Origin of the sequence: Nitrospira sp. (genome assembly GCA_005116745.1) — a bacterium.
Classification (GTDB): Bacteria; Nitrospirota; Nitrospiria; order Nitrospirales; family Nitrospiraceae; genus Nitrospira_D.
Window position 1 is genome coordinate 646,914 of the sequence record SWDS01000006.1, and the last position, 16,744, is coordinate 663,657.

11 protein-coding genes are annotated in these 16,744 nt (G+C 54.0%); 5 read left to right on the top strand and 6 right to left on the bottom strand.

The window, feature by feature from the left end:
- The first annotated feature begins 551 nt into the window (after positions 1-551).
- Genes E8D52_08840 through E8D52_08850 form a run of 3 tightly spaced genes read left to right on the top strand, consistent with a single transcriptional unit; the run spans position 552 to position 6,511 of the window.
- On the top strand, positions 552-1,694 hold the full coding sequence (locus E8D52_08840; GenBank protein ID TKB69068.1) for a hypothetical protein: 1,143 nt from the start codon (positions 552-554) through the stop codon (positions 1,692-1,694).
- A gap of 6 nt (positions 1,695-1,700) precedes the next feature.
- Complete coding sequence (locus E8D52_08845) at positions 1,701-4,946, top strand: PAS domain S-box protein (GenBank protein ID TKB69069.1); 3,246 nt, start codon at positions 1,701-1,703, stop codon at positions 4,944-4,946.
- Complete coding sequence (locus E8D52_08850) at positions 4,943-6,511, top strand: response regulator (GenBank protein TKB69070.1); 1,569 nt, start codon at positions 4,943-4,945, stop codon at positions 6,509-6,511. Before E8D52_08845 ends, E8D52_08850 begins: the two co-directional genes overlap by 4 nt.
- A 68-nt stretch (positions 6,512-6,579) precedes the next feature.
- On the opposite strand, the gene E8D52_08855 is transcribed toward E8D52_08850, so the two are convergent.
- From E8D52_08855 to E8D52_08875, 5 genes are all read right to left on the bottom strand, one after another.
- Positions 6,580-7,122, bottom strand: coding sequence for a TIGR00645 family protein (locus tag E8D52_08855; protein ID TKB69456.1), 543 nt, complete (start codon positions 7,120-7,122; stop codon positions 6,580-6,582).
- Positions 7,123-7,375: 253 nt separating this feature from the next.
- Positions 7,376-8,071 carry a response regulator transcription factor gene (locus tag E8D52_08860; GenBank protein TKB69071.1) on the bottom strand — a complete coding sequence of 232 codons (696 nt, stop codon included), beginning with the start codon at positions 8,069-8,071 and terminating at the stop codon, positions 7,376-7,378.
- Positions 8,064-11,504, bottom strand: coding sequence for a PAS domain S-box protein (locus E8D52_08865; GenBank protein ID TKB69072.1), 3,441 nt, complete (start codon positions 11,502-11,504; stop codon positions 8,064-8,066). Before E8D52_08865 ends, E8D52_08860 begins: the two co-directional genes overlap by 8 nt.
- A gap of 393 nt (positions 11,505-11,897) precedes the next feature.
- On the bottom strand, positions 11,898-12,578 hold the full coding sequence (locus E8D52_08870) for a response regulator transcription factor (GenBank protein TKB69073.1): 681 nt from the start codon (positions 12,576-12,578) through the stop codon (positions 11,898-11,900).
- Positions 12,575-13,378: a hypothetical protein gene (locus E8D52_08875; GenBank protein ID TKB69074.1), complete on the bottom strand. Its 804-nt coding sequence runs from the start codon at positions 13,376-13,378 to the stop codon at positions 12,575-12,577. Before E8D52_08875 ends, E8D52_08870 begins: the two co-directional genes overlap by 4 nt.
- Before the next feature lie 199 nt (positions 13,379-13,577).
- Here E8D52_08875 and E8D52_08880 point away from each other — a divergent pair, with 199 nt between their 5' ends.
- Entirely contained in the window at positions 13,578-14,294 is a 717-nt protein-coding gene (locus E8D52_08880) for a GNAT family N-acetyltransferase (protein TKB69075.1), read from the top strand.
- A gap of 49 nt (positions 14,295-14,343) precedes the next feature.
- Here E8D52_08880 and E8D52_08885 read toward each other — a convergent pair whose 3' ends face one another.
- Complete coding sequence (locus E8D52_08885; protein ID TKB69076.1) at positions 14,344-15,156, bottom strand: hypothetical protein; 813 nt, start codon at positions 15,154-15,156, stop codon at positions 14,344-14,346.
- A gap of 172 nt (positions 15,157-15,328) precedes the next feature.
- On the opposite strand from E8D52_08885, the gene E8D52_08890 reads away from it, so the two are divergent.
- On the top strand, positions 15,329-16,726 hold the full coding sequence (locus tag E8D52_08890; GenBank protein TKB69077.1) for a long-chain fatty acid transporter: 1,398 nt from the start codon (positions 15,329-15,331) through the stop codon (positions 16,724-16,726).
- The last annotated feature ends 18 nt before the right edge of the window (positions 16,727-16,744 follow it).

Consider the following 16,744-nt stretch of genomic DNA (forward strand, 5'->3'; position numbering starts at 1 on the left):
GTGCGGCAATGGGGCTTGGAGCCCACGACGCTCTGGCCAAACCGTTCAGTTCAGAAGAGTTTCTTCAACGGGTTGAAGCGCTACTGTCTAAGGCGTGACACATAGACCGTTTGCCTGTACTGGATCTCCTCTTGGCAGGGCAGCAGCGGGTGACTTTCCTCCACCTGGTTGATTGTCCCTTCTGGCGACGTTGTAGTTGCTAGTCATTACCCGCTTCATCGTTCCGATCAAGTTTTGTGATCTAAAAACCGAAAAAGTACCGAGTAGGTTTGCTTGCGATTTCGCTTGTAAGCGGGATATGCGACGAACGTCGACGTATCTATCCGAGCAACCTTATTTGCGAATGGCCACGACTCATGGGTGTAGCCATCTTCAAGAGGTTGATTAGAATGGGGCAGGAACGAGTGCAGGAGAAGAAACGTTCGGAAGCGGCTTGCGCCGTTGGTTGACGGTCCGGCTCCGTGAACGAGCAGTGAGGGGGCTACCAAATCGGGACGTTGATCCGGGGGATCAGGTTGCCGCCTAGTCCAAGATCGAAAGGGGAACATACGATGGAAGTTCATACCTTTGGTTATGATCGCAAGAAATACTGGTCCGTCAAGAACCGGCCCCGTATTGACTCTCGGCGGACACTGGTCTTGCTGTTCGGGTCCTCCAGCTTTCTCGATTCAGCGGATCCTCTCAGCGAGCTGGCTGATGACTATCGCGAAGCGATCGTCATCGGATGCTCGACTGCCGGGGAGATTTTGGGAACACAGATCTTTGATGAGAGTGTGAGTGCCGCGATCGTGCGATTTGATCATACGGATCTTCGGCTAGCCAGTGCGCCTGTTCAGTCCGCGGACCACTCGTTCAACGCCGGACAGGAAATCGCCCGACAGCTGAACGATTCGCGATTGAAAGGCATCTTCGTCCTTTCTGATGGGCTCCATGTGAATGGGAGTGAACTGGTTCGAGGATTAAATTCCAAGGTACCTCCGTCCGTTGTGGTGACCGGTGGACTGGCCGGCGATGGTGACCGATTCCAACGAACCTGGGTCCTGCAAGACAGACGACCTCAAGCAGGTTTTGTGACGGCCGTTGGCTTTTATGGCGATCGCATTCAGATCGGACATGGATCGAAGGGGGGATGGGATCGGTTTGGCCCCGAGCGTTGTGTGACGAGATCGAAAGGAAACATCCTCTTTGAGCTCGATGGCCGCCCTGCACTCCAACTCTACAAGGAATATCTTGGCGAACGAGCAGCTGGGTTGCCAGCGACGGGGCTCTTGTTTCCGCTCGCGTTGCGCTCTCACGAATCAGATGCAAAGAGTCTAGTCCGAACCATTTTGGCCGTGGATGAGCGGGAACAATCACTGACCTTCGCCGGTGATATTCCGGAAGGGGCGCTCGCGCAGCTGATGAAGGCGAATTTCGATCGGTTAGTCCAAGGTGCGTCAGAAGCGGCCTCCTCCACGAAGCTATCGACGGATGGCGGTCCCGGCACCCTCGCAATTGCGATCAGTTGTGTGGGTCGGCGTCTTGTGTTGGGGGGACGAACGGAAGAGGAAATTGAGGCGACGCTGGACGTGCTTCCCAAAGGGACCAGACAGATTGGGTTCTACTCCTACGGAGAGCTGTCCCCGTTTGCGACAGGAACCTGTGATCTTCACAATCAGACGATGACGCTGACGACATTGAGTGAGGCGGCCTGAGTCTTCATGCATCCCTTACTGGCACGACAATTAAAACGTTTAGGCCTCGATGAACAACATCCGCCGCCGTCACGTGAGGCATGGAGCGAGCTGCTCGAGCGGATTGACCGAAGCTATCTGGAGGCCGACCAGGGCCATGCACTCTTGGAACGGTCGTTGGCTCTCTCATCGAAGGAAATGCAGGACCTCAACGCGCAGCTCAAACAGAGCAGCGACACACAACTGGCCCAGGAACGGAACAAGCTTCAGGCGGTTTTACAGGCCTTAGGAAAAGGTCTCTGTGTTGTTGATTCTGCGTGGAAGATACAAATGGTCAACCAGCAAGCCGAGCAGTTGTTCGGCCGGACCGCTCAGGATCTCGCAGGGCGTCCTGTGTATCGGATGATTGCTCCAGGACCTGAGGAATACCAAGACGAGTGTCTGATTACCGATGCCACGGTACCATCGCTGGCATCTGGAGAGCCATACAACACAGACGATGGCTTGCTCGTGACGGCAGATGGGCAGCTTGTTCCCATCAGTCTGGTCGTCACACCCATGGTTCTAGACGGTCACGTCGTTGGGGCTGTCCTGGTCTTCAGAGATATCAGTGAACAAAAGCGAATTGAGCGAGACCATCAACAGACTGAAGACCTCCTCCGGCGAATCCAGACGGCATTATCTGAGCTGGCGAAAAATCCCCAGATCTATGGGGGAAATCTTCAAGATGCGTTTCACACGATCACACGTTTGGCTACAGAGTGTCTTCATGTTGAACGGGTCAGTATCTGGTTTTTCACGCAAGCTCGTTCCGCCATTCAGTGTGCGGATCTCTATCAATTGGCCATCCAAGAACATTCACAAGGAACTGTGTTGTTGGCGACCGACTATCCGAAATACTTCGAAGAACTGGATTTCGAACGAATCGTCACTGCCGATGATGCGCAGGTGGATCCAAAGACTAGCGAATTTACCGCGACGTATCTGGCTCCACTCGGGATTACCTCTATGTTGGATGTGCCCATTCGGTCGGAAGGCCGGATGGTTGGCGTGATCTGCCATGAACATATCGGTCCCGTGCGACATTGGACGCTCGAGGAACAGCATTTCGCGACGTCCGTCGCGAATACGGTTGCGCTCGCGATCGAGTCTTCCGACAGACGGAAAGTCGAGCAGGCCTTGCGCACCAGTGAAGGCCGTCTGACCACCACGGTGCAGAGTACGAACATCGGGATCTGGGACTGGGATCTCAATTCCAATGACGTCTATCTGTCGCCTGAGTGGAAGCGACAGTTGGGCCATGAGGATCACGAGCTCGGCAATACGTTTCAGGAATGGGAAAGTCGGATTCATCCAGAAGATCATGAGCGAGCCCTGGGTGCCATCGCGGCGTATTTGAGCAGGAGGGAGTCTCATCTCGAGATTGAGCACCGTCTTCGCCACAAAGATGGGTCCTATCGGTGGATTCTGGCCCGTGGCATGTTGATCAAGACTCAGGACCAGTCGACCCGCATCGTCGGCATCCATCTCGATGTGACTGATCGCAAAGTGGCAGAGGAGGAGCTCCGACAGGCCAAGGAAACTGCCGAAGCGGCCAGCCGGGCGAAGAGTCAATTCCTGGCAAACATGAGCCATGAAATTCGGACACCTATGAACGGCGTGCTCGGCATGGCAGAACTCATGCTCCGATGTGCCCTGGGCGACAAAGAGCGTCATTTGACGGAATCTATCCATCGATCTGGTTCAGTCCTGCTCGCCATCATCAACGATATTTTGGACTTCTCGAAAATCGAGGCTGGAAAGTTACAACTGGAATCCATACCGCTTGAGGTTTGTCGGACCATTCAGGAAGCAGTCGATCTGGCGATGCCTGAAGCGCAGAAAAAGCACCTGAAGCTCTCATGGCATGTTGCCAGTGATATTCCGGCCTATCTGCTCGGTGATCCGACACGGTTGAGACAAATCATCGTCAATCTGGTCGGCAACGCAGTTAAGTTTACAGAGCAGGGCGGCATTGAGGTAGCTGTGTCCGTAGAGAGTCATCGAGAGGAGCTGTATGGATTGTCGGTCATGGTACGAGACACAGGTATTGGCATCTCCCCTGAGGCTCAAGCTCATCTCTTTGCTGCATTTTCCCAAGCCGATGGCTCGACGACCAGGAAATATGGTGGGACCGGCTTGGGGCTAGCAATCGTCAAGCAACTTGTTACTCTCATGGGTGGTCATATCAAGCTCCAAAGTGCTCCGGGAGAGGGATCCACGTTCACGTTTAGCGCATATTTCAAAGAGTGCGACCCTGTTCAGAGGTTGCAGTCGCCTTTCGTTAAGGAAAGCGGTATCGATGCTGAACCATTGGCCCATCACGCGGAAGGATCTGAGCAGGTTCGTATTCTGCTGGTTGAAGACAACCCGGTGAATCGAGAAGTGGCCTGCGGCATGCTGGAAACGCTCAATGTTCAAATTGATACGGCTGAGAACGGGCGAGAAGCAGTCGCTGCGGTGGAAAGGGCAGAGTACGCGCTTATCTTTATGGATTGCCAAATGCCTGAGATGGATGGCTTCACCGCGACAAAACTCATCAGGGAACGTGAGGCGAGCACAACGCCGCCATCCCATATCAACGTTCACCGATCTGTTTCACATGTGCCAATCGTTGCGCTGACGGCACACGCGATGCAGGGAGATCGAGAGTTGTGCCTTGCCGCAGGCATGGATGATTACCTGACAAAGCCGTTTACGTGTTCTCAACTTGAGCGGGTGCTGGCTCGTTGGGTATTCAACAGAAGACCTGTTCAGGTCGAGGTGTGCGGTGATGTCACGAGCACACCACTGCAGCAGAACCTGGAAAATCTGCAGGAGGTTCCTGCTCTTCAGATGGGAGAGCCACGCCGGGACACAATCGTTGAACCAACGACGATCGATCAGGCCGCGTTAGCCGCCATCCGTGCGCTGCAACGACCAGGTCAACCCGATATCGTCGCCCGCATCGTGACTCAGTATATGGACTCGTCGCCGGAGATCATCGATCGGATACGCTGTGCCGTGCTGTCAAAGGATGCGGTTGAGTTGCGTGCCGCTGCGCATCGCCTGAAATCGAGTAGTGCACAGTTAGGAGCGACTGCATTGGCTTCCGACTGCCGCGAGCTGGAAATGATGGGTGCGAGGGGAGAATTGGAGCGAGCGGATGAGATGTTGAAGAATCTGGAGCGGCACTATAGTGCTGCCTGTGTTGCCTTTCACGATGAACTACGCAATGGGAGGGCGGCGGCATGACGGAGGAACGTTGCCCCACGGTTCTCATTGTCGATGATGATCCCGTCGCCCGTCTGCTAGCGCGTGAAGCGCTTGAGCAATCCGGTTGGATGGTTGAAGAAGCTGAGGATGGACGCCTTGGGCTTGAGGCGTTCATGACGCGACGTCCAGATCTCGTCCTTCTCGATATCTTAATGCCGGAGATGGACGGATTTGAAGCCTGTGCCGCGCTACGGAAAATGCCGGGAGGTACCCACGTTCCCGTACTGATTATGACTGGACTTGAGGACTATCAGTCGATTACTCAAGCTTACGATGTAGGGGCGACTGACTTCATCGTGAAACCGATCAATGGGCTCTTGCTCGCACATCGGGTGCGCTATATGGTGCGAGCCGGGCAGGCGATGCGAGATTTGCACGACAGCCAGGATAAGTTGATGCAGGCTCGTGACGCTGCGCTTGAAGGCACTCGCCTGAAGTCAGAGTTTCTCGCGACCATCAGTCATGAGATTCGGACGCCGATGAACGGTATCATCGGGATGGATGAATTGTTGCTTGATACGGAGCTTTCTCCTGAGCAGCGAGAATGCGCTGAAACGATTAGAACATCCGCCAAGGCCTTACTTGATATCGTGAATGATATTCTCGACTTTTCTAAATTGGACACAGGCCGTGTCACGCTCAATCGGGTGGAATTCTCCCTGCCAGCATTAGTTGACGAACATCTGGCTCGGTATGAAGAACGCAGCAAGGAAAAGGGCATTGTGCTTCGCCGAGAGATTGCCTCGACGATTCCGCCGACATTGTGGGGGGATCAAACCCACATCGGGCGTATTCTTCAGGTGTTGCTCAGTAATGCGATGAAGTTTACGGAGCGGGGAGAAGTCAGTGTGCACGTCTGCCCGGCGCCGCAGATACTTGCAGGAGGGCCTGAAAAGATGGGTGCCGGCCGAATTCGGTTTGCTGTCGCCGATACAGGAATTGGCATCAATCCGACAGATGCCAATCGGTTGTTTCAGCCGTTCGTGCAGGTGGATGGGTCCGATCATCGTCAATATGGTGGTACAGGACTTGGCCTTGCACTTGCGAAACAGCTTGTGGAGTTGATGGGTGGAACAATTGAGTTCGAAAGTAAGCCTGGCCGGGGGAGCCGATTCTGGTTTGACCTCCCGGTTGCGCGCGCCAGTGACCGTATGCCGGAGGCAGCTAGGCCTCGCGTCGCGCTTGTCTATGTGAAAGAAGTTGTTAGTCAAGCCGTTATTGGACGAACATTGGAAAAGCTCGGATATCACGTCCAGACCCTAGCGGACGTGGAAGATCTGGTAAAGATAGGTCCAGAGGTTGCTCCCATATTGTTTTTTGTGGAGGTCAACTTGCTGGATTTAGAAATAGCACGTAAGCATGTGCAAAGGCTGAAGGAACGCTTCTCTCGGTTGCGAGTTTTCGGGCTGGTGCACGAGTCGTTCAGTAGCGAGATTCTAGCGCATCTTCCGTTCCACATCGATGGACATCTCGGAAAACCGTTGACTGTCGACGCCATTAAGTCAGCTGTTGAGACAAGCGGATCCTCCAAACTTGCTGCCTAGACGGACGCTGCGGTACCCCTATGGCCGGCGATTGTTTTGAGTGATTCACGGCAGGGTCTCGTCATCCTTCAGTGTTTCTTGTCCTTCTGCATGATCTTGTCAGTCCATGCCAGCAAAATGGCAGACGCTAAGAATGTCATATGGATGAAGATCTTCCATTTGAGATGTTCCGGGTTCTCATTGGCGACGTCCACGAACCCCTTCAAAAGATGAATACTTGATATTCCGATTAACGAAGCCGCCAACTTAATCTTGATGGTCCCGGGATCCACATGGGTCAGCCACTCGGGTCGGTCTGGATGCTGCTCCAAATCAAGCTTGCTGACGAACGTCGCATACCCGCCGATGATCACCATGGTCAGCAAATTCGCGACCATCGTCACATCGATCAACCCCAGAACTCCCAGCATGAAGACCGTTTCATCCATCTTGTTGATGTGGAGCACCATTTCCCAGAGCTCGAGAAGAAACTTGTAGGCATAGAGTAATTCCGCCACGATGAGTCCGGCATAAAGAGGGGCTTGAATCCATCGACTGGCAAAGATGATGGATTCGAACGTTGCCTCGACCTGATTGCTGGCTGAGTGAGACGTCTTCGGTGATCTGTGCATCTCTCGAGATTCTGGTGAGTCAGAATCGGACATCAAATTCCTCCTAAACAGGACAACGATAGAGGTGTTCCAGTGACGAATGGACAGCGGAGCGTATCCTAGTCAGTGCATTCCAAGCTGTCAATTCCATCCATCGCCGTGCTGGTGGGGCGTGTGAGGGGTCGAGCGCGCGCGCGATACGTTGGGCAGATGGGGACAGCCAGGCGGCGAGGCTCTTTCCCCAGTGGCAACAACAGGCGAGCATCCACGTGGGTTAGCCATTACTGGCGCGAGTCGCCGTGGGTAAACGCACCTCCGAGCCCTTAAAGCTTCCGGCATAAAAGGCAGCAATCTGGGATCGGCGCCCGATGTTCAGTTTTGAATAGATATTTGCGAGATAGTTCTTGACGGTTTTTTCACTCAAGTTGAGGTCTTTGGCGATTTCTTTGTTGGTGAGGCCTTTTGCCACCAAGGGAAGGAGACGTTGTTCTTGCGGTGAAAGGAGTGGTCGTTTGGATTGGCCAGGCTCTGTGTAGATGTGCTTGAGCCACTCCGTGGTATGTTTGGTCAAGCGGGAATCGATGACGGGCTGGCCAGCGTAGATGGTCCGAATGGCACGAACCAACGCCTCGGCTGCGATATCCTTGAGAATGTACCCTTGAGCACCGGACAGAATAGCCTCTAGGACCGTATGGTCGTCGGCGAAGCTCGTCAAAAACAACACGCGTATCTTGGGGCATTTGGCAAGAATCTCACGAGCGGCATCTACCCCACTGCCATCCGGCAGTCGGATATCGAGTAAGACGAGGTCTGGTTTCAGGCGATCACAGAGTGTCTTCGCCTCTTCCATCTGCCCACTTTGGCCTACGACCTTCATGCCAGGCGTCAAATTGAGGACCGCACAGAGCCCAATACGTACGACTTCATGATCGTCCACAATGACCAGCCGAATTGGTTTAGATTTACTCATAGATGTGTTCTTTCTTCAGTGGAATGTCGACTATGACTCGGGTTCCCTCCCCCGGTGCGCTCTTTAGCGTAAAGATGGCGGAGATCTGCTTGGCTCGGGTTGCCATGTTGCCCAATCCATGACCGGCTCGACGCTTGCGCACAGTCGAAAATCCGACCCCATTATCACCGATGATCAAATGGATGGCATTCTCCGTCAGGCTGAGTCGAATCCAGCGATGGGATGCCTGCGCATGGCGGGTACTATTGCTGAGGGCTTCTCGTACAATGTTAAGCAACTGTTCTCCCAGCGTGGGTGTGATGAATGATAGTACTGGAGTTGCGATCTCCAGTTCAGGCGGGGCCTGGCTCGCACTGGACATCGACGTGATGAGCTGCCGCAGGGCTTGTCCGAAATCCAGTTCCATTGTCGTACGCTGAGTCAATGATGTAATGAATCGCCGAACATCAAACATCAGGGCGTTGAGCTGGTCAACGGCTTGAGCCATATGGAGTTTCGCCTTCCGAGGCGATTTCCCTATCGACAACTTGCCGGCTTCCAACTGCATACCAACTGCGTAGAGGGCTTGCAATATATTGTCGTGCAGGTCTCGACTCAAGTGCTCACGTTCTTCCATCGCTAGTTTGCGCTCGGTAATGTCCTGAACCGCAGCAAGGAGGAGTGGCCCGGCATGGCCCGATAACTCGATTCGGGTGGCTTTGACGGAGACCCAAATAATTTCACCGGACTTACGAATGTACCGCTTTTCGTAGGCATATTGCGATCGAACCCCGCGGAAAAACTCGTCCGTCAACATGATATTGGCCGCAAGATCCTCCGGGTGTGTGTAGAGGGCATAGGTGCTGCCCACGATTTCATGTTCGTCATACCCCGTGAGCTCGCACAGCGCTTTATTGGCGCTGATCGCGTGCCAATGCTCATCCAGAATACACAGCCCGACCGGCACTTCAGCGACAAAGCGCTGGAGCCTTAGCTCGCTCGATCGTAAGGCTTCTTCAGCGTGTCTGTGCTCGGTAATATCTCGGAAACTCCAGACTCGGCCGACAATGTCCTCATCGAGGATCTGTGGCTGTGAATAGCGCTCGAAGATTCGCCCATCCTTAAAGTGGAGCACATCGAAGCTTTCTCGCTCTGGATGTGCGTACAGCTCTCGAACCTTATGCAGAAAGGCCTCAGGCTCTCGAAGCTGGTTAGTCACGAAGGCCAGTAGTTTCTCGTCGTCTCGGCTGTCGGCCAACGCTTGGGGGATGTTCCAGAGGTGCAGGAACCGTTGGTTAACACTGGTCACGTTTCCCTCTCGGTCGACGACGAGCAGCCCGTCTGCGACCGAGTTGATGGCGGCTTGGAGAAGTGAGTAGGAACGTTTGCGATTCGAGATGTCGCGGGCAAAGGCGAAATTATATTCCTGGCCTTCGATCACGACAAAATTCATGACGATTTCGACCGGGTACGTCTCTCCAGACTTGGCGCGGTGCCGCGACTCGAATCTGAGACGACTGTCTCGGCGGAGCTCTTCCCAATGTGCGGGCCACGTCTCCATCTGATAATCAGGATCGACATCTGCGACGGTCATGCGGAGAAGTTCGTCACGCGTATATCCGAGCCGTTGACAAGCCGCATCGTTGACGTAGAGAAGTTTGGCTGACCTGTCGATCCAAAAAGCCAGATCGGCGGATCTGTCGACGGCGATTTGTGTTAACCTCAAGGCCTGTTCCGCGTGTCGTTGCTCCGTGACGTCGAGACCAATCGTCACCATGCAGCTCTTGCCATTCAGCTCAATTTGTTCTGTGGAGAGCAAACACGTGCGGTACCCTCCAGATTTCATGCGGAGTGAGGCCTCCACGTTCCGGACCGATCGTGTTTGTTTCAACTGCGCAATAAACCGGCGCCGGTGGTCGGGAGTCGGCCACAGTCCAAGCTGATCCGCTGTGTGTCCGGCGACTTCTTCCGGGCGGCAACCGAAGAGATGAATTGCTGTGTCGTTTGCGTCCAGGCAGAGGCCTGATTCCAACTCAGAGATGACGACGGGATAGGGGCTGGACCGGAAGGCCTTTTCAAACCGCTCTTCGCTCTCGCGCAACAGCTGTTCAGCCTGCTTTCGATCGTCGATCTGTTGAATAACGGCGATGAAATAGGCTGGTTCGCCGGAGCCGGTACGGACCAGCGAGGCGGTCAACTCGGCCCATACCCACGCGTTGTCGCTCCGGCGGTACCGTTTCTCAATGGAGAAGGAGGGGCATTTGGCGTCGAGTAATTCTCCTATAGAGTGAAGATTGGCCGCGAGGTCATCGGGGTGAGTGAGATCTTGAAACGTACATCGGAGCATCGATTCCTGTGAATACCCCAGTGTTTCGCAGAGCCGAGGATTGACTTGGAGAAATCGCCCATTGAGGTCAAGTTGTGCGATTCCTACGCCGGCATGTTCATAGAGCGCTTTCCAGCGTGTCTCACTGTCCCGAAGCTGGTCTTCCGCGTCGCGGCGTTCCGTGATATCTTCACAGGAGATCAACACGAGGGGTTGCTTCGCGAGATCGTAAATGGCTCGTGCTCGTTCCCTGACCCATAGTCTCGTCCCATCTTTTCTGGTTTTTTGAATCTCCCACTGAAACAGCGTGTATGGACTGGCTACAGAGGCCTTGAGCTGTGTCAGCACGGCCTGGTGATCCTTCGTGTCAAATACGTTCAGGATCGAACGACCAACGAGGTCTTCCTTCTGATACCCAAGTTGACCAGCCACAAATTGATTGACGGACAACACCGTACCCTCAGGGGTAAGGGTGAAGTACATGAAAGGGTTCTGTTCATACAACGACTGGTAGCGCTGCTCGCTCGCCTTGAGCGCAGATTCGGCCTCTCGCCTCCGCTCGGCTTCTTTCTCGAGGTCGGTAATGGCTTGTTCCAGCGTCGCCGTGCGTTCGCGGACTTGTCTCTCGAGTGTTTCTCGAAAGTCTTGCTGGGCCAGTTCCAGCTCTTTACGCGCGGTAATGTCCTCAATGGTGCCGGCCATGCCTGTCACCGGTTCGTTCTGGTTGAACACAGCTCGGCCGCGGCACTCGACCCACAGGATGGCGCCCTCCGGTGTGATGATTCGATGTTCAACTCGGTAGGGGGCCAGGTTTTCAACGGCCTTCCCAATAGCAGCGCCTAATCGCTGCCGATCATCTGGATGAACGAGTGCGAAGAACTTCTCATACGTGCTGTCAAAGGAACCAGGAGGGATGCCAAAAATTTGCTCAGTTTCCGATGACCATAGGACGCGATTGGTACGGCTGTCCCACTCCCATGTGCCTATCTGGGCAGCCTCAAGCACTGAGGTCTGCGCTGAGACCTGGTCTTGTGCTATCTGAGCTAATTGCTGCAATTCGAGTACTTGGCTGCGGAGATCGACCAGTTCGGTGGATAGTGAGCGATCGGTATCCAGCGGCGTACTCATAGGGAAGAGCTCTGGTGCCCTGTCAGATAAAATAACAGGGCTAACCTCTAACGCATTGCAGGTAGGTCATTCGCTGAATGTCAACTTAACGCACAGTATAGAGCCTATGAGGTTTCTAATGCCAGCGGGGTGTCGGAGGCAGGAGGGATGAGTGGCGAATATCTGTGGGCAGCAGGTTGCTGAAAATGTCCATCAGCGGCGTTCTCGCATCGCTGGAAGGCTCAGCGTACCATCTGGGCAAACGCCTGTTTACACAGGCGATGGGTAGACGAGTGCAAAGGGTCTACGCCTTGATGGAGAGTCTTTTTGAGTATTCTGAAGGGCTTCTGGTCTCAGTACAAAACGGAAATTGCTGGCCATAGGATGGCATCGACCAATGTTGTTCGGAGCCTGCTAGAAACCTTGACTCCTCGCACCACCGGGTACCTGGGTTTCCTTCATGAACCAGGCAACGGCTTCTGTCCGACGCTTGACTTGAAGCTTGTCAAAGATATTGGCCAGGTAGTTTTTTACCGTTTTGTCGCTCAAACGGAGATGGACAGCAATCTCTTTATTTGTTTTTCCCTCAGCCAGAAGCGGCAGGATCAAGCGCTCTTGGGGGGAGAGTCGAGAGGTTCCATTGGATGTCGTTCCAAGGTGTGAACTGGTCCGAATCCAACGCAGGGCTTGCTGAGTCACTCTCGGGTCAAGATACCCCTGGCCGCTGGCAACGGTACGAATGGCACGAATCAACTCATCCATTCGGATATCCTTGAGCACGTAGCCGTGGGCTCCGTTTTGGACGGCAGCCATCACCGAGGAATCTTCGGCATAACTGGTTAGGACGAGGATCCGAAGCTTCGGGGCAACGGCCAGAAGCCGTCGACAGGCTTCGGTCAGCGAAGCGTCTGGAAGTTTTACGTCGAGTAACACCATCTGCGGGGCGAGACGCTCCACGGCTGCTACGCCGTCCGCCACGGTCCCGGCCTCCTCGACGATCGCCATATCCGGTTCGAGGTGAAGCAGCGCACGCAACCCACGACGAACCATCTCATGGTCGTCAATAAGAATGATATTGGTCGGTGATGGTTTCATATGGATGTCAACTCAGGTTCCAAAGAGAACTCTGCGATGATGTGTGTCCCTTCTCCTATCTTGGACTGAACCCGCAAGGCCCCGCCGAGTCGCTTCGCTCGAGCCTCCATATTGGCAAGCCCATATCCTCGCGGCTGCCCAGCCGCTGAAAATCCGATGCCATTGTCATGGATGCTCACCCGAATTCTCGCGTCTCGCATGCGGATCGAGATGACCGCACGGGTTGCGGTGGCGTGCCGCGCGCAATTGCTGAGTGCCTCACGCACGATATTCAGGATTTCACGCTCTTCCTCGTGCGTTAGCACCTCAATGGCGCTGCGTTGGATATCGAGCTTCATGCATAACCGGCCCGCTTGTTCGTAGGTCGTGCATAACCTGGAGAGCTCCGACGATAAGTCAAATTCCTGGACATTGCCCGATTCTAACTCTCGGATCATGCCACGGACCTCATGAATCAGTTGATTGATCTGGAGGATCATTCGGTCGTCAGTTTCTTTTCGTCCCACCGTTGTCTGGTCGTTCCGTCCCCGCCGAGCCGCTTCTATGTTTAACCCAATGGCATACAGCGATTGCAGCACGGAGTCATGCAGATCTCGGCCGATACGGCTCCGATCTTCTAGGAGTTTGCTCAACCGGCTTTCCGTCGCTTTGAACGCGGTCGTTAGCTCGCCTTCGCAAGGCTTCAACTCATAGAGGCCTGGGAAATTCGTTGATGGTCGTACCGACCGAGCTGTTGACAAAGTGGATGTTGATGGAAGACCACCGTCCAGCAATTGAAAACTGGTCTTGCCTTGTGTCACGCCACGATCCCTCCTTTTCAGATCCGAACATTTCGTAATTCTATTTAACAGGAAACTCTACGTAGATCTTGTACGCGAGAGAGACTAGCAAATCACCTGGCGGATACGCCAGGTGACGTTTAGTGCCTGAAGTGGAAGCATCCGCCACCTTATCCTGGTCAATCAGCCCTAGTTAAGCCCTATTACCAAGGAGGCGGTCATGCGAGAAATGTCAGCGACTGTGCTGCGAAGCGTGGAGTTTGTCGAGGACGAGTTTCTGGTCAAGACGCTCGAGACCAAAGAGGAATTGACGCAGGCCTATCGTTTGCGGCATCGCGTTTTTGCAGAGCAGTTACAGTGGGTGCCACCGACAGAGGATGGTCAAGAGATGGACATGTATGATCTTTGGGGTGTTACGGTGGGAGTCTTTGGCTACGACGGGATGCTACTCGGCATGGCGCGCCTCCTTCCTCACTCGGGGAAATTCATGTTGGAGCATGAATTCGGAGCGCTGCTTCACCAGGGGTATGCCATACGGAAAGCGCCGGATACGGCGGAAATCACAAGGCTTGCCGTCAATCCGGACATTCGAGATGCGAAGCTTTCAAACCGAATCATGCTGGGAGTGTTGAAAGGGATTTACCAATGGGCCGTGGAAAACGAGATTCGGTACTATTACCTCGAAGTCGAACATCGGTTCTTGCGAGCCCTTCGCATGCTCGGTTTTCCTTGTGAGCCGGTTGGTCCCGTCGTGAAGCTGCCACCTGCCGAAGTCGGAGCGGTCGCGGCCATCTACGACATGGTTCGTTTTGACGAAGAGAATGGGCAAAGGCGACCGGAGTTTCTTGAGTGGATCTCTACGCTGACGACCCCAGCAGGTACCGCGGTGACAGGGCGAACTTCGACCTTCAGCCAGGCTGTACCAGCGTTGGCGTGACATGTGACGCAGTGGCTCGGCGCCGTGTCATGAAGGGCATGCGGAGCGCCTAGACCACATTCGGCAAGCCATGTTCAATGGCAGTGGCAACAGCCTGAGACCGTGATGTGACATCAAGCTTAGAAAAGATGCTCTCGACGTGGAATCGGATCGTACGTTCTGTCACGCCCATAATTTGGGCAATTTCCCAATTCGTCTTGCCATTCTTGACCCAGTTCAGAATCGTCAACTCCCTCAGCGTTAACTGCTTTACACAGCGATCCATTGATTGGGCCTTTGCAGGGGCCGTGCGTAAGAGCGCCAGATGAACATAGTATCCGAAATACTCAATGAGTGGCACATATCGCGCAGCATCCACGCTATCGGCGGAAGCAAAGGAGCAGAAGGTCGCGATTCCACATGCAGGATCGGCGGATCCGGTCGTAATTCCATCTCCCAGCCCGAATTCCTTTGCAGCGGCCATGAATTCTTGTTGTTTCGGAGTGCTTGCTTGTTGATAGGTAGTCCCCCAATGTTGGGTGCCTGGTTTTTGCAGAGCGGTCTGAAAGACCGGATCAACCTCAAAATATCCATTTTGCCAGTAGAGTCGAAGCCATTCCTCAGGGTAGCTAACATTAACGACGTTGGTAAACCCGTCAAAACGACCGTTGGCTGTGAGGCGAGCGAGGCCACCAATCACTCGCGTAAAAGGGAACAAATTTTGAAACTGGAGCAGCGCCTCTTTGACACCAGCGGTAGAGTCCGCTTCAACCGTGTAATGGAGTGCTTCGACAAACGCCGTACATTCAGTTTTTGAAAGGGTTTCGAAAAGTTGGTGGGGGAAGGGGCGCTTGTTTTTTTCAACCGGTGCCACCTGTGCCATAGGGATCCTCCAAATGTATACAGTGCCCAAACTGAGGGACAGTATAGAAAAACGGAACAGGATGCAATAGGGCCCATCAACTAGGTCTATACGAATCTATACCTATGATGATGAAGTAGGGTATTTGTTTGCCAAGGTCGGAAGGAGAAAGGCACAAGTAGCTAGCATAGTTATGCTTCAGCTTACTCCATCAGGTTGCCGTCTTCATGATAGGGTTGCAGCTGGGGTGATAGTCGTGGTGGTGGTGGTGGTGTTTCTGATCCCTGTACGAGCAACCGCTCAGGCACTGAGGTTTCAGCCACAGGGGGCAGTCGCCGCAGCTCAAGGAAATGCATTCGCAGCCCAGGCAGACGATGCCTCAGCTATTCAATATAACCCTGCTGGCCTTACACAAGTCCCTGGTATCCAGGGAGTATTCGGGATCGCGTTACTTGGCGGTTCCATCAAGGCGAGTAGCATTTCAGGAGTTGATACTCGAGGTGATTTCGGAGGAAGCGTCAGCTTCCCTCCACCCGGGCACTCGTACCTCAGCGCCAACCTTGGAGCACTTGGCGTACCACGTTTCTCTGCTGTTACGATAGGTCTGGGGCTGACATCGCCCTTTGGTTTAAGGATACGCTACCCGATTGATGGCCCGTTCAATACAGCCATTACGTCGGCGGAACTGCCGCTGATCGCTATCAAACCGACGATTGCGTATAAAGTAAGTGATGCGCTCTCCGTTGGTATAAGCGCTGATATTTATACCTTTGCCAGCTTTCTGGGCGAGGGGCATATCGAGCAGAAACAGATCAGTGCAGGTGGTCTTGGAATTCCAGCGGGGGCGTCGATCGAACTGAACGGGACAGGGACTGGAGCGGGCGTGACTGCTAGTCTACTCTATACTCCATTCAGGAACGAAGCTGGTAAACCGGTCGTCTCAATCGGGTTGGTCTATCGCAGTCAAGCGGTGTTGCCGTTAAATGGGTCGTTGTTAGTCAACGGAGCGAAGGTGGCCGACGCCTCCACGGACTTGGTGTTGCCACAAATGGTGATGGGAGCTCTCGCCGTCTGGCCGATTCGATCCCCAGAGCGAGAATGGAAAGTCGAAGTCGATATCGAGTATGTGGGGTGGAGCTTAAACAGGAATCTCGACGTACGACTGTCAAATGGAGCCACAATCCCCCAACCGCAACAGTGGAAGAATGTGCCAGTGATCGCAGTCGGAACCGAATATAAGTGGCTGAGTCCAGGCTGGCTACCGCATTGGGAGGTCGCAGCTCGGTCCGGCTATACGTACACGGAAGATCCGGTTCCCGATCGGACCTTTAATCCTGGCATCATTTCATTGCCGGCTCATACCGTATCCCTCGGCGTGGGATTTCTGTGTAAGGGCGCTGGGCGATTTATGGGTCTGATCCCGTGTAGTGGAGAGTCAGCCTTGTGGCCGAAAGGAATCGGTCTCGATCTTGCGTATCAGGAGTGGTTCTACGAATCACGCACGGTGGCCGGTAACCAAAATCCGACGGTGGATGGGACCTACCACGCATTCGTACATCTGGGGACGTTCAGTTTCCGGTATCTATTTTAGGCAACGAATGAAAGCCGA